The organism is Streptomyces sp. NRRL F-2664 (assembly GCF_000719345.1).
Taxonomy (GTDB): Bacteria; Actinomycetota; Actinomycetes; order Streptomycetales; family Streptomycetaceae; genus Streptomyces.
In genome coordinates, this window is sequence record NZ_JOFX01000016.1 from 46,908 (window position 1) to 62,010 (window position 15,103).

At 75.1% G+C, this 15,103-nt stretch carries 2 protein-coding genes; both read right to left on the bottom strand.

Features of this window, described 5'->3' with window-relative positions; genetic code table 11:
- Positions 1-109 precede the first annotated feature (109 nt).
- On the bottom strand, positions 110-7,210 hold the full coding sequence (locus tag IF89_RS0116390; protein WP_051807117.1) for a non-ribosomal peptide synthetase: 7,101 nt from the start codon (positions 7,208-7,210) through the stop codon (positions 110-112).
- Complete coding sequence (locus IF89_RS0116395; protein WP_078628332.1) at positions 7,207-15,096, bottom strand: non-ribosomal peptide synthetase; 7,890 nt, start codon at positions 15,094-15,096, stop codon at positions 7,207-7,209. Before IF89_RS0116395 ends, IF89_RS0116390 begins: the two co-directional genes overlap by 4 nt.
- Positions 15,097-15,103: the final 7 nt, after the last annotated feature.

Below are 15,103 nucleotides of genomic sequence, written 5' to 3' on the forward strand. Positions count from 1 at the left end.
CTCCGGATGCCCGCACCGATAGGCCCGGCCCCGGAGCACATCCTGCATCCGGATCGGCCCCCGGCCGCCGTCCACCCCCGGCCGTGGACGGCGGACCTGTCGCGAAGGCCTACACGCCCAGCGGGAAGTGGGGAGCCAGCACCTGCGCGACCCTGTGCACCGCGCCCGTGTCGAGGACACCGTCGTGGTCCTCGGCGACCGTGTGGACCTGCACGTCACCGTCCGTGAACGCGCCCCACCGCGCCGCCTCCTGCGGAGCGTCCTCGGCACGGAAGTGCAGCAGCGTCCCCCGGTAGAGCCCCGGCGTGAAGCGGGCCAGCAGCCCGTCCGCGCCGCGGTGGTTGGCGCGCATCGCGGCGATCGTGCCTGCCGGGAGGCCGAGCCCGTCGACGGCGGAGGCGACGGCCGCCGCGCCGCCGTCGGCCCCGTCCGCTTCCGGCCCTTCGCCGTGCCGTGGCGTCCCTGCGCCCCCACCGCCGCCCGGGTAGGCGTCGAGCAGTGCGAGCAGGGACACCTCTTCGCCGCGCGCCTGCAGCCGGCAGGCCAGGGCATGGGCGATGACGCCGCCCAGGGACCAGCCGAGGAGGCGGTAGGGGCCACTCGGCTGCACCCCGATCATGACGGCCAGGTACGTCTCGACCAGCTGGTCCAACGATTCCGCTGCCGGGCCGCCCGCCAGGTTCGGCGCCTGGAGCGTGTGCACGGCGACATCGTCGGGCACGTGGGCGAGGAGGGCGGCGTAGCGCCAGCCGAGCCCGGTCGCCGGCGCCGGACACCACAGCGGTGCGGCGGCCTGCGCGTCGTCCTCGGGCCCGGGACGCAGCGTGAAGAGCACCTCCAGCCCGGACGCCGCTGCGGCGTTGCCCCGCAGCAGGCCGGCCAGCGCCGCCGGCGTCGGGTTCCGGAACAGGTCGGCCACGGCCAACTGCCGCCCGGTCGCCTGCCGGAGCCTGTCCCGCAGCTGCATCAGGAGCATCGAGTGCCCGCCGAGGGCGAAGAAGTCGTGCTCCGGGCCGGCTCCGGGGCGGTCGAGGAGATCCGCGAAGATCCGGCAGACCAGCGCCTCCGTGACGTCACGGGCACCGCGACCGGTACGGGCCTGCGCGGCGGGCGGTTCGGGCAGGGCCCGGCGGTCGAGCTTGCCGTGGTCGGTCAGCGGGAGGGCGGCCAGTTCGACGAAGACCGACGGCACCATGTAGTCCGGCAGCGTGCGGGTGAGGTGCTCGCGCAGCGCGCCCGGGTCGAAGGCCGAGGCCGCCGCCGGCACGACGTAGCCGACGACGTACGCGCCCCGCACCCCGTCCTCGCGGACGTCCACCGCGGCCTGCAGCACCGACGGGTCGGCGGCCAGCGCCGCCGTGATCTCGCCGAGCTCGATGCGGAACCCCCGGATCTTGACCTGGTCGTCGGTGCGCCCGAGGTAGTCGATCCTCCCGTCCGGCATCCATCGCACCAGGTCGCCCGTGCGGTACATGCGGGTGCCCGGAGGGCCGAAGGGGTCCGCCACGAACCGCTCCGCGGTGAGCGACCGCCGGTCGAGGTACCCGCGGGCCAGGCCCGCCCCCGACAGGTACAGCTCGCCGATCACCCCGGCCGGCACCGGCTGGAGGCGTCCGTCGAGGACGTACGCGGCCGTGTTCGCGGTCGGCCGGCCCACCAGCGGACGCTCGCCGTCGCAGACGCGGGCCGCCAGGGCGTCCACCGTGCACTCGGTCGGCCCGTAGAGGTTGAACCCGGCGGTGCCGGCCAGCCCGCGCATGTCCCGCCACAACGGGGACGGCACGGCCTCTCCCCCCACCCCGAGGGCGAGCAGGGGGCTGCGGCCGTCCTCGATCAGTCCGGCACCGGCCAGCTGCATGGCATGGGACGGCGTGACCTCGATGAAGTCGATCCGGTGGGTACGGACGAACCCGACGAGCAGCTCGGGATCCCTGAGCGTGTCCTCGGTGACGATGTGCAGCGCGTGGCCGTCCAGCAACCACAGCTGGGGCTGCCACGAGGCGTCGAAGGCGAACGACCAGCCGTGCGCCACCCGCAGGCTCCGGCCGCCGGCTGCCTCGACCGTGGGACGGTACAGCAGTTCACGGTGGCTGTGGAACAGGTTCGCGATGCTGCGGTGCTCCACGACGACACCCTTGGGCAGGCCCGTCGACCCCGAGGTGTAGATCACGTACGCGGGATGCCCGGCCCGCGGGTGGGGCAGCTCCGACGGCGCCGGGCAGCCGGCCGACTCGGCAAGCCGCTCCTGGACCTCCGGCGAGTCCAGGACGACGGTCTCGACCGCGGCGGCGTCCGGGGCGAGTGCGGCCGCCGAGCCGGTGGTGATCAGCAGGGTCGGCCGTGCGTCGCTCAGGATGTGCGCGATGCGTCCGGCCGGGTAGCCGGGGTCGATGGGAACGTAGGCGCCGCCCGCCCGCATCACGGACAGCAGAGCCACCACGGTGTCGGCCGCGCGCGGGAGCAGCAGGGCCGCCATCCGCTCCGGCCCGACACCCTTGGCCCGCAGCAGGGCGGCCAGGCGCGCCGTGCGCCGGTCCAGCTCGGCGAACGTGTACCTGACCTCCCCGCAGACGAGGGCCGTCGCGTCCGGCGTGGCCCGGACCTGGTTCTCGAAGAGCTCCGTCAGCGTGGACAGCGGGACGTCCACCCGGTCGCCCTGCCAGTCGACGAGCACCCGGTGGCGCTCCTCGGCCGACAGCAGGTCCAGGCTGCTGATCGCCCGCTCCGGAGCCCGGGTGACCGCCTCCAGGACGCGCAGCAGCCGCGTGGCCATGTTCTCGGCCGTGGCCCGGTCGAAGAGGTCGGTGCTGTACTCCACGCCCAGGGTCATGCCGTCCCGCCCGTGCTCCTCGACGATCTCGAAGGCCAGGTCGAACTTGGACGTTCCCATCTCCACCGGCTCCTGGACCACGCCGAGGCCGCCGAAGGAGAGGTCCGCCGCCGGGCGGGCCTGATGGCTGAGCATCACCTGGAAGAGCGGATGACGGGCCATGGAACGGGCCGGATTGAGCAGCTCCACCAGCCGCTCGAACGGGATGTCCTGGTGGGCGTACGCGGCCAGGTCGCTCTCGCGGACCCGGGCGACGAGCTCGCGGAAGGTCGGGTCGCCGGAGGTGTCGGTGCGCAGCACCAGGGTGTTGGCGAAGAACCCGACGACATCGTCCACGGCGTCGTCCCCGCGTCCCGCGACGGGTGAGCCCACCGGGATGTCGGTGCCGGCGCCCAGCCGGGTCAGCAGGACGCCGAGCGCGGCGTGGAGGACCATGAAGACGCTCGCGTCGCAGCGGCGCGCCAGCGCACGGAGCCGCACGTGCAGATCGGCCGGTACCTCCGCCTGCACCGTGGCCCCCCGCAGGCTGGGGGAGGCGGCACGGGGCCGGTCGGTGGGCAGCGGCAGCTCCTCCGGCAGGCCCTCCAGGGCCTTGCGCCAGAAGTCGGCCTGGCGGTGCAGCAGGCTCTCGGGGTCGCCGTCGTCGCCGAGCAGCCGGCGCTGCCACACGGCGTGGTCCGCGTACCCGACGGGAAGCGGCGCGAACGCCGGCAGCTCGTCCCGGGTGCGGGCGAGGTAGGCGTCCGACAGGTCCTGCAGCAACGGCAGCGCCGACCAGCCGTCGGCGGCGACGTGGTGCAGCACGAGCAGCAGTATGTGCTGTTGCCGGTCGACCTTGAACAACTCGGCCCTGAACGGGACCTCTTCGTCGATGCGGAACGGGCGCGCGGCGGCCGCCGCCAGCAGACCGGCGAGCTCTGCCTCGTCCGCCCGGGTCACCGCCATCGCGGGCCGTGCCGAGTCGACGGGCAGGATCACCTGCCGGGGAGCACCGGCGCGGTCGGCGAGCAGCGTACGGAGCGTCTCGTGCCGGTCCGTCAGATCTCCCAGGGCCTCGCGCATCGCCTCCGGGTCGAGGTCGCCGGTGAGCCGGGCGGCGAACGCCATGTTGTAGGCCGGGTGCGGGCCTTCCAGCCCGTACTGGAACCACATGCGGGCCTGCGCGAAGGACAGCGGGAGCGGCTCCGGCCGGGCCTGCGCACGCAGGGGCGGCCGCTCGACGCCGGCCGCGAGACGCCGGGCCAGCGCCGCCACGGTGGGGGCGTCGAAGACCGTGCGCAGCGCGAGGTCCGCGCCGAGGGTGGACCGGACCCTGCTGGCCAGGCGCGTCGCGAGCAGCGAATGGCCGCCCAGGTCGAAGAAGTTGTCGTCGATGCCCACCTCGGGCAGGCCGAGGACCTCTGCGAACAGGTCGCAGAGGATCTCCTCGGCAGGTGTGCGGGGACGTCGGCCGCCGCCCGCTCCGGCGCCCGGGTCCGGTGCCGGCAGGGCCCGCCGGTCGAGCTTGCCGCTGGGCGTGAGCGGCAGGGCGTCCAGCACCACGAACGCGGCCGGGACGCAGTGCTCGGGCAGCGTGGACGCGAGCGCGCGGCGCAGCGCCGCGGCGTCGGCCGCGGTCCCGGTGACGTAGGCGACGAGAACCGGGTCGCCGCCCGCCCCGCCGGCCGTGCCCGCCCCGCCCGCCACGAGATCCCGGCGGGCCACCACCGCGGCCTCCCGGACGCCGGGCTGTGCGGCGAGCGCGGCCTCGATCTCCCCGGGCTCGATCCGGAACCCGCGGATCTTGACCTGGTCGTCGGTGCGGCCCAGGTACTCGACGACCCCGTCGGCGGTCAGCCGTGCCAGATCGCCGGTGCGGTACATGCGGCTGCCGGGCGGGCCGAACGGGTCGGCAGTGAACCGCTCCGCGGTCAGCGCAGCCCGCCCCAGGTAGCCGTCGGCCAGCTGCGGCCCGGCGAGGTACAGCTCGCCGGGCACCCCCGCGGGTACCGGGCGCAGACCGGCGTCCAGCACGTAGACCGACGTGTTCCACACCGGCCGGCCGATGGGCACGGTGTCGCGGTCCGCGTCCTGCGGCGGGCACGCCCGGTGGGTGACGTCGACGGCCGCTTCGGTCGGTCCGTACAGGTTGTGGAGCTCCACGGCGCCGCCGTACATCCGGTGGAAGGCGCCCACCAGGTCGGGGGCGAGCGCCTCACCGCTGCACAGCACACGGGTGAGGCCCGTGCAGCCGGCGGCCTCGGGCTCGCCGAGGAAGGCCCGCAGCATCGACGGCACGAAGTGGGCGGTCGTGACGCCCCGGTCGCGGATCAGCCGGGCGAGGTACTGCGGGTCGAGGTGGCCGCGCGGGCGCGCCACCACCAGGGTCGCGCCCGTGATCAGCGGCCAGAAGAACTCCCACACCGAGACGTCGAAACTGGAAGGGGTCTTCTGCAGTACGCGGTCCCCGGGAGTCAGCCCGTACTCGCCCTGCGCCCACAGGAGGCGGTGGACGATCGCGGAGTGCGGCACCACCACGCCCTTGGGACGGCCGGTCGAGCCCGATGTGTAGATCACGTAGGCCGGGTCGCCCGGGCGGGCCGCCCGGACGGCCGCCCCGGCTGCGGCGCCGACGGCGGACGAACCGGGATCGTCCACCACCACGACGGGCACCGACGCGTCCTGCGGCAGGTGCGCGCGGGTCGCCGTATCCGTCACCAGCGCGACGGGGGCCGCGTCGGCGAGCATGAGGGCGAGCCGGTCGGCCGGGTAGCCGGGGTCCAGCGGCAGGTAGGCGGCACCGGCGCGCAGCACGGCGTTCAGGGCGACGACCAGCTCGGCGGAGCGCGGCAGGGCCACGGCCACCACCCGGCCCGGACCGGCCCCGAGCCCGGCCAGCCGCGACGCCAGGTCCCCTGCGCGGGCCCCGAGCTCGGCGTAGGTCAGCTCGACGTCCTCGAACACGACGGCGGTCGCCTCCGGCGTACGGGCGGCCTGGTCGGCGAGGAGCGCCGCGAGGGTGGTGTCCGGGACCGCGTGCCGGACGGGGGCGGCGGTCAGTACGGCCGCCTCCCCGGCTCCGAGCAGGTCGAGCTGCCCGAGCGGCAGGTCCGGCGTGCCGGCGAACGCAGCGAACGCCCTCGTCAGCCGGTCTGCGACCGTCCGCACGAACTCCTCGTCCAATGCATCCGGACGGTAGCCCAGTTCCAGTCGGAGCCGTCTGCCGGGCAGCGCGGTCAGGGCGAGCGGGTAGTGCACCGCTTCGTCACCGCCCGCGTCCTCCACCCGCAGACCGGGCGCCGGCTCGGCCATGGAGTCCGGGTCGAACGGGTAGTTCTCCACCACGGCGAGCGTGTCGAACAGGTCCCGGCCGCCGGCCGCCCGCTGGATCTCGGCCAGCCCCATGTGCTGGTGCGGCACCAGGTCGGACTGTTCGGCCTGCAGCCGGGCCAGCGAGGCCGCGAACGGCTCGGCCGGGGGCAGGACGGCCCGCACGGGCACGGTGTTGACGAACACGCCGATCATCGACTCGACGCCGGCCAGATCGGCCGGACGGCCCGACACGATGCCGCCGAAGACGACGTCGGTGCGGCCCAGCGTACGCGCCAGGGACAGGGCCCACCCGCCCTGCACGACGGTGCCCAGGGTCAGGCCGCGGGACCGTGCGGTCGCGGTCACCGACGTGGTGAGCCGCTCGGGAAGCTCCACCACCACCGTGCGCGGCCGCGCGGCGACCGAGTCGCCGGCGCCCGGGGCGACCAGCGTCGGGCTGTCGATGCCCTCCAGTGAGGCGGTCCATGCCGCGGTGGCGGCCTGCCGGTCCCGGGAGGCCAGCCAGTCGAGGTACGCCCTCGGCGGCGCCGGAGCCGGCAGCGCGGGTCCGCGCGCGCCCGCGGACAGCCCCGCGTAGAGCGCGAACAGCTCCTGCACCAGCAGGGGCTGGGACCATCCGTCGAGGACCATGTGGTGGTTGGTGACCACCAGCCGGTGCACGTCCTCGGCGAGCTTCAGCAGCCGGAACCGGATCAGCGGGGGCCGACCGAGCTCGAACCCGCGCTCGGTGTCGAGGAGCGTCAACCGCTCCTGCTCCCGCGTCCGGTCCGCGTCGGCGAGCCCCGACAGGTCGTCGAAGGCCCAGGGCACCTCCATCCACGAGGGGATGAGCGCTGCGGCCTTGCCCTGCCGGTTGCGGCGGAAGGCCGCGCGCAGCCCGGGCCGCCGGTCCAGCAGGCGCTGCGCCGCCTGTCGCAGCCGCGGGCCGTCCACCGGACCGCGCAGGTCGAGCCGCAGGTGCCCGGCGTACACGTCCAGGCCGGTGCTGTCGAGCTCCGCCCGGAACAGCAGCCCCTCCTGGAGGGGGGTCAGCGGGAGGATGTCCTCCAGCGTGGGACGGCCCGTCACGAAAGCCTCCAGTCGGCCTCGAAGTCGTCGATCTCGTCCTGGGTGAGGGAGATCAGGGAAAGGTCGGAGGGCGTCCGGCCCCCGGCGTCGGCGGCCGCGGCGTGGCGCGTCAGTGCGCCCAGGTAGGCGAGCCAGGCATCCGCGAGGTCCCGCACCCGTGCGGCGGGCAGGGCACCCGGCGCGTAGGACCAGGTCGCCGTGAGGCGGGCGCCGTCCGGACCGGGTGCCACATGGGCGTCGATCTCCAGGGCGTGGGCCAGCGGCAGCGCCGGGTCGACGCCGTGGAAGAGGGCGTCGTCCCCGGCCACCGGCTGCCACGCCTGTGCGTCACCGCCGGCACCGAACCGGCCCAGGTAGTTGAAGGCGATCTCGGGCACCGGAAGGCCCGCCAGTGCGTCGGCCGTCTCCGGGTTGAGATGGCGCAGCGCCCCGAACCCGAGCCCGCCGTCGGGGGCCGCCCGCAGCTGCTCCTTGACGCTCTTCAGTGCCTGGCCCACGGCCGGGCCGCCGGCCCGCGCCTCGGCCAGGTCCACCTCGCCGGGGTCGATCCGTACCGGATGGACGGAGGTGAACCAGCCCACCGTGCGCGACAGGTCCGTTTGCGTGCCGACGACGTCGTCGCGCCCGTGCCCCTCCAGTTGCACGCCCAGCGCACGTCCGTCCTGGGCCGCGGACTGCGTACGGCCGCGCCGGTGTTCCGCGACCGCCAGGACCAGGGCCGTCAGGAGCACGTCCTCGGTGTTCGCATGGAAGGCGGCGGGTACGCCGGTCAGCAGGGCCTCGGTCTCCTGCGGGTCCACCGTCACGGTGTGGCGGGCGACGGACCCCGCCGTGTCCCGGCAAGGATCCAGGGCGGCCGCGATGGCCGGCGACCGGCCGCTGTCCAGCGCCGTGCGCCAGTCGTCCAGCTGCGCCACCGCCCGGGCACTGCGCGCATACTCCCGCAGCAGGGTGCTCCACGCCCGCAGCGAGGTCCCCTCCGGCGGGAGTTCCGCGCCGCGCCAGGCGGCGTCCAGGTCGTTGCACAGGATGCGCCAGGACACCCCGTCGATGACGAGGTGGTGCACCACCAGCACCAGCCGCCCCTGAACGCCGGCCGCGGCCGGCTCCCAGACGGCCTGGACCATCACCCCGGACTCCGGGTGCAGCCGCCCGCGGGCGGCCGCGGCCTCGTCGCCCGGGCTCCCCTCGGCGATCCGGAGGAGGTCCTCGGCGCGTACCGCGCCCGGGGGCGGAACGTCCAGCTCCCAGCGGCCGTCGTCCGCGGTCACCCACCGGGCCCTCAGCGCGGGACGTGCGTCGAGAACGGCCTGCAGGACCGTCGTCAGCACCTCGCGGGACAGCCCGGCCGGAGTGGCCAGCGTCATGCCCTGGCTGTAGCCGTCGACGGTGGTCGCGGACCCGGCGGACGTGGCCAGTTCGCGCAGCCATGCGGTGATCGGGGTCTCGGGCACCCGCCCGGTACCGTCGTCGGCCGGCCGGTCCGCGGCCGTGTCGAGCCGCTGGGCGACCGCGGCCAGGGCGGAGGGGGTCTGGTACCGGAACACCTCGCGGGGGCCGATCGACCAGCCGGCCGCGCGCGCCCGGGCGACCAGCTGGAGCGAGATGATGCTGTCTCCCCCCAGCGCGAAGAAGTTGGCGTCGGCGTCCGTGCCCGTACGGCCCAGGAGCGCCGAGAAGAGGTCGCAGAACAACTGCTCCACCGGCGTGGACGGGGCCCGGCCGCCGCCCTGCCCGGGCAGCACCGGCAGGGGCAGTGCGGCCCGGTCCAGCTTGCGGTGGGAGGACTGCGGAAGGGCGTCCAGGGGGACCCACACGGACGGCACCATGTGGTCCGGGAGCAGGGTCGCGGCATGGGCCCGCCAGCCGTCCGGGTCGGGCTCGTGGCCCTCCCAGGGGACCACGTAGGCGACCAGGCGGCGGGACCCGGGCAGATCGTCGCGGGCGATCACGGCGACCTCGGCGACGCCCCGGTGACGGCCGAGCACGGCCTCGATCTCGCCGGGCTCGATACGGAACCCGCGGATCTTCACCTGGTCGTCGGCGCGCCCGAGGCATTCCAGGTTCCCGTCGCCCGTCCACCGGGCGAGGTCGCCCGTGCGGTACATGCGGGTCCCCGGGGGCCCGTAGGGGTCGGCGGTGAACCGCTCCGCGGTGAGGGCCGGCCGGCCCAGGTAGCCGCGGGCCAGGCCGGCACCGGCCAGGTAGAGCTCACCGCTCACGCCCGGGGGGACGGGGCGCAGCCGGTCGTCGAGGACGTAGGCCGCGGCACCGCGGACGGGCCGGCCGATGAGCGGAGGGCCCTCGCCGGTGACGGGGGCGACCACCGAGTCGACGGTGCACTCGGTCGGGCCGTAGAAGTTGTACGCCGTGACGGCCGGATGCTCGGCGAGTTCCCGCCACAGCGCGTCCGGCATCGCGTCCGCGCCGGGGCCCAGTAGGACCGGCCGGTGGCGGCCGTCGTCGAGCAGGCCGTTGCGGATCAGCTGCTGCAGGTGCGCGGGGGTGAGGTCGAGGTAGTCGATCCGCTCCCGGTCGACGTAACAGGCCACCGCCTCGGCGTCCGGATAGGTCGACTCGTCCAGGACGTGCAGCTCGTGGCCGCCGACCATGAGCACGACCGGGTCCAGTGAGGCGTCGAAGGCGAACGAGGCGATGTGCCCCACCCGCAGCCGCCGGCCGCCGGCCTCGGGGACCCGCGGCGGGAACAGGGTCGCGGTGTGGGCCGCGTAGAGGTTGGCCAGGTTGGCATGGGTGACGGCCACGCCCTTGGGACGGCCGGTGGACCCGGAGGTGTAGATGACGTACGCCATGTCGGCGGGGTCGGCCTGGGCCGGGACGCCGATCTGCGGCTCGGGCGCGTCCCGGTCCACCAGGACGACGGGCAGGCCGGGATCCGCGGGCATCCCGGCCGCCATGGCGCTGGTGGTCAGCAGGCAGACGGGGCGGGCGTCCCGCAGGGTCTGCGCGAGCCGTTCGACGGGGTGGTTCGGATCGAGGGGCAGGAAGGCCGCGCCGGAGCGCAGGACGCCGAGCAGCGCCGGAACCATGTCGTGCCGCGGCAGGGCCAGAGCCACCAGCCGGTCCCGGCCGGCGCCGTGCGCGGAGGCGAGGGCAGCGAGCCGGTCGACACGGGAGTCGAGTTCGGCGTAGGTGAGACGCTCGGGCGCCCCCGGGCCGCCGCCGAGAACGAGCGCCACGGCGTCCGGCGTCCGGCGGACCTGCGCCGCGAACGCTTCGTGCAGCGGGGGAGCGGCGGGCGCCGGTACCGGAGCGGCGAGGAGCACCTCTCGTTCGGCCGCGGTCAGGATGTCGTGGGCGGACAGCGGCAGGTCCGGGCGCGCCACGGCGGCGGTGAGCAGCCGCACCAGCCGATCGGCGAGCAGCTCCACGGTCTCCGGGTCGAACAGGTCGGCACTGTACTCGGCGAAGCCGCCGACGGCGCCCGGGTCCGCCTCCGGGTCGAAGCCTTCGATGAAGGTCAGGCTGAGATCGAAGGTGGAGGTGCCGGCGGACACGACCTCGGGCCGGCTGCGGAGCCCGGACACCGGCAGCTGCGACGCGGTCCCCGACTGGTGCACGACCATCACCTGGAAGAGCGGGTGACGGGCCGTCGAACGCGGCGGGTTGAGGATCTCGACCAGTCGCTCGAACGGCAGGTCCTGGTGCTCGAAGGCGGAGACGGCGGTGTCGCGGACCCGGTGCAGCAGGGTCTCGAACGACGGGTCGCCGGACGTGTCCGTGCGCAGGACCAGGGTGTTGACGAAGAACCCGACCAGGCCGTCCAGTTCCTCCCGGGGACGGCCGGCCACGGGGGTGCCGACGGGGATGTCCCCGCCGGCGCCGAGACGGGTCAACAGGGCGGCGACAGCAGCCTGGTAGACCATGAACGGGGTGACGCCCCGGTCGGCGGCGAGGGTGCGGACCTGCTGCGCGAGCTCGGCTGCGACATCGAACCGCACCATGCCGCCGCGGTCGGTGGCCTCGGCCGGCCTGGGCCGGTCGGTGGGCAGGCGCAGTTCGTCCGGAGCCCCGTCGAGGGCCTGCCGCCAGTACGCGGACTGGCGGGCCGCGAGGCTGCGGGGGTCGTCGGCGTCGCCGAGCAGGTCGCGCTGCCAGACGGCGAAGTCGGCGTACCGGAGGGGTAGTTCGTCCCAGGCGGGCGCCCCGCCGGCCCGCCGGGCCCGGTAGGCCTCGGCGAGGTCGCCGATCAGGACCGGCAGGGACTGCCCGTCGCCGGCGATGTGGTGGAGCAGCAGCAGGAGTACGTGTTCCTCGGGTCCGCACGCGAAGAGGGTGGCGCGCAGCGGGGGCTCACGCTCCAGGTCGAAGACGTGCGCGGCGGCCTCGGCGAGGGCCTCGTCCACCGTGTCCGGTGCCGCACGGCGTACGTCCAGGCGAGGACCCTCCTCGGGCCCCAGCACCACCTGGTACGGGTTGCCGTCCTGGGCGCGGAAGACGGTGCGCAGGGTTTCGTGCCGCGACGCGACGTCCGCCACGGCGGCGGCGAGCGCGCCCCGGTCGAGCGCACCGCTGATCCGCAGCGCGGTCGGGATGTTGTAGGCGGCACCGGGTTCCTGGAGCTGGTGCAGGAGCCACAGGCGCTGCTGCGCGAACGACAGCGGCGCCGGGCTGCCGGCCGCACCGGCGGTCGGCGCCGGGCGCGGAGCGGGAGCCGCGGGCCCGGCCTCGTCGAGCAGCCGGGCCAGCCCGGCCGGAGTGCGGGTGTCGAACAGCGTGCGCAGGGCCGGCCGGAAGCCGAACTCCGCCTCGATGCGCGTCATGAGCCGGGCCGCGAGCATGGAGTGTCCGCCCAGCAGGAAGAAGTCGTCCTCCGGCCCGGCGGCGGTCCCCAGCACGTCGGAGAAGAGGGCGCACAGCGTGGCCTCAGCGGCCCCGGCCGGCTCGCGGTGGGTGCCGCCGACGTGGACCGGCGCCGGAAGTGCCCGGCGGTCGAGCTTGTTGTTGCCGGTGAGCGGCAGCTTCTCCAGGGGCACGATGGCGGAGGGCACCATGTGCGCGGGCAGGACGGCGGCGAGCTGCCGGCGGAGGTCCGCCACGTCCGGCTGCGGGGCGCCGTCGGCGGCGACCACGTAGGCGACGAGCCCGAGGCCCCCCGGGACGTCCTCGCGGGCGATCACCGCGGCCTGGGCGATGCCGTCGGCGCGGCGCAGGACCTGCTCGATCTCGCCCGGCTCGATGCGGAAGCCGCGGATCTTGACCTGGTGGTCCACCCGCCCCAGGTACTCCAGGACGCCGTCCGCGGTCCACCGGGCCAGGTCACCCGTGCGGTACATGCGGGTCCCGGGCGCACCGAACGGGTCGGCGACGAAGCGCTCCGAAGTCAGGCCCGGGCGGCCGAGGTAGCCGCGGGCCAGGCCGTCGCCCGCGACGTACAGCTCACCGGGCGAGCCCGGAGGCACGGGGTGGAGCCGGTCGTCGAGGAGGCGCACCGCGGTGTTGTGCACGGGGGCCCCGATCGGGACGACGGTCCCGTCGTGCTCCGGGGTGCAGGTCCACAGAGTGGCGTCGACCGTGGTCTCGGTGGGGCCGTAGGAGTTGAACATGCGCGTGGTGCCGGACCAGCGGCGCATCAGATCGGCCGGACACGCCTCGCCGGCGACGACCAGCGTCGCCCCGCCGGGCAGCGCGTGCTCGTCGGGCAGGGTGGCGAGGACGCCGGGGGGCAGGGTCAGGTGGGTGATCCCGTGCCGTGCGCAGAAGTCGGCGAGCGGCGGACCGAGGCGCTGGTCCGCGGGGACGATGGCGAGCGTGCCGCCGGTGAGCAGGGCCATGGTCCACTCCCACACCGAGGTGTCGAAGCTGAACGAGGCGAACTGCAGGACGCGGCTGCCCGGCCCGGCGCCCAGGCTCTCGGCCATGGTCGACACGAGGGCGGCCATGCCCCGGTGGGTGACGACCACGCCCTTGGGCCGGCCGGTCGAACCCGAGGTGTAGATCACGTACGCGGCCTGCGCGGGCAGGGAGGGCCGCAACGGCGCCCGGCGGTCCGGGCCGGAGGGGGACGGGTCGTCCACGACGACCCTGACCGACGGGTCGGCGGGCAGGCGGCCGGCGCGGGCGGTGTCCGTGACCAGCAGGGCGGGCCGGGCGTCCGCCAGCATCAGGGCGATCCGGTCGGCGGGATACTCGGGGTCCACGGGAAGGTAGGCCGCGCCCGCCTTCATCACGGCGAGGGCGGCGACCAGGAACTCACCTGTGCGGGGCAGTGCCACGGCCACGACGCGCTCGGGACCCGCACCCAGGGCGGACAGCTCGCCGGCCAGGGCGCTGGACCGCCTGTCGAGCTCGGCGTACGTCAGGCGCTGCTCGGTGCCGCCCGCTCCCTCGGCCTCCCAGATCAGCGCAGTCGCCTGCGGCGACCTGCGCACCTGCTCCGCGAACAGCTCGGGGACGGTGCGGGCGGGCAGCGGACGGCTGTCGGCGCCCCACCGGGTCAGCACCCGCTCCAGTTCCTCGCCGTCGAGGAGCTGGAGATCGCCGATCGGGGTGTCAGGGGCGGCCAGGGCCGCTTCCAGCAGTCGTTCGAAGCGGCCCAGCAGCCGGTCCACGGTGTTCCGGGTGTACAGGTCGCGGCGGTAAGTGGTGTCCAGGGTGAGCGTTCCCGCCGTGTCCAGGACCGCGGACACGGCCAGGTCGAAGGCGGCGGCGCTGCCGGGGACCGCGCGCTCGGTCAGCCGGATGCCCGGCAGGTCGAACCCCTCCCACACCTCGCTGCGCAGGGAGAACATCACGTCGAAGTACACGTGGTGGCCGAGGGTGCGCTCGGGCCGCAGTTCCTGCACCAGGGTGTCGAACGGCACCGCCCGGTGGGCGTAGGCACCCAGGCACGTCTCGCGCACGGATCCGAGCAGACTGCGGAAGGTGGTGCCGGGTCCGGCCGTCGTCCGCAGGACGAGGGTGTTGCCGAAGTTTCCGACGAGGTCCTCGGCGCCTGCGGCGGTGCGCAGGACGGCCGGTGAGCCGACGAGCACGTCCGGTGACCCGGACGTGCGGTGCAGCAGGGCGTTGAAGGCCGCGAGCAGGGCCATGAACGGGCTGACGCCCTCGGACCGGCAGAGCGCGTGCACCTGGTCCCGCAGGGCGGACGGGAGGGTTCGGACGAGCCGCCCACCCGCCTGCGCGCGCGTGGCCCTGCGCGGGAAGTCGGTCGGCAGCGGCACCGGTGCCGGGGCGTCGTCGAGGGCCCGGCGCCAGTGGTCCAGGTCGGCTTCGGTCCACGGTGCCCGCCGGCTTTCCGCCAGGGCCAAGTCGGCATACTGGAGGGGGAGTTCGGGCAGGGTGCCACCCGTGTAGGAGGTCGCGACATCGCGCAGCAGGACCTGCCAGCTTCCGTCGTCCCACGCGATGTGGTGGGCGACGAGGATCAGCAGGTGCTCGGTGGCGGCGAGCCGCACGATCTCTAACCGGACGGGGGTGTCCTGGGCGAGGTCGAAAGGAAGGGCGGCCAGTCGCGCGGCACGCGCGTCGGCCGCTGCCTCCTGGCGGTCACCGCCGACGGCCGACAGGTCGGTGACCGGGACGTCGAGGACGGCGTCGGCCAGGACCACCTGGAGCGGTTCGCCGTCGTCATCGGCCCGGTAGACCGTCCGCAGGACGTGATGACGCCGGCTCGCGGCCTGCAGCGCCGTGACGAACCGCGGCACGTCGAGGTCGCCGGAAAGGCGGACGGCGACGCCGATGTTGTACGAGGTCCCCCGCGGCTGCAGTTGGTGGAGCAGCCACATCCGGCGCTGCGCGGCCGACAGGGGTGCGGGGCCGGTGGCGCGAACCGCCGGCGTCCGCTCGGACCCCCCGTGGGCCCCCTGCCCGGCGATGCCGCGTGCGGCAAGCTGACGACGCATCAATTCGCGTCGGCGTTCCATGGATTCG

What these genes read in the sequence shown, in the direction of transcription:
- IF89_RS0116395 (WP_078628332.1), bottom strand. Translation starts at nt 15,096, where the DNA reads ATGGAACGCCGACGCGAATTGATGCGTCGTCAGCTTGCCGCACGCGGC.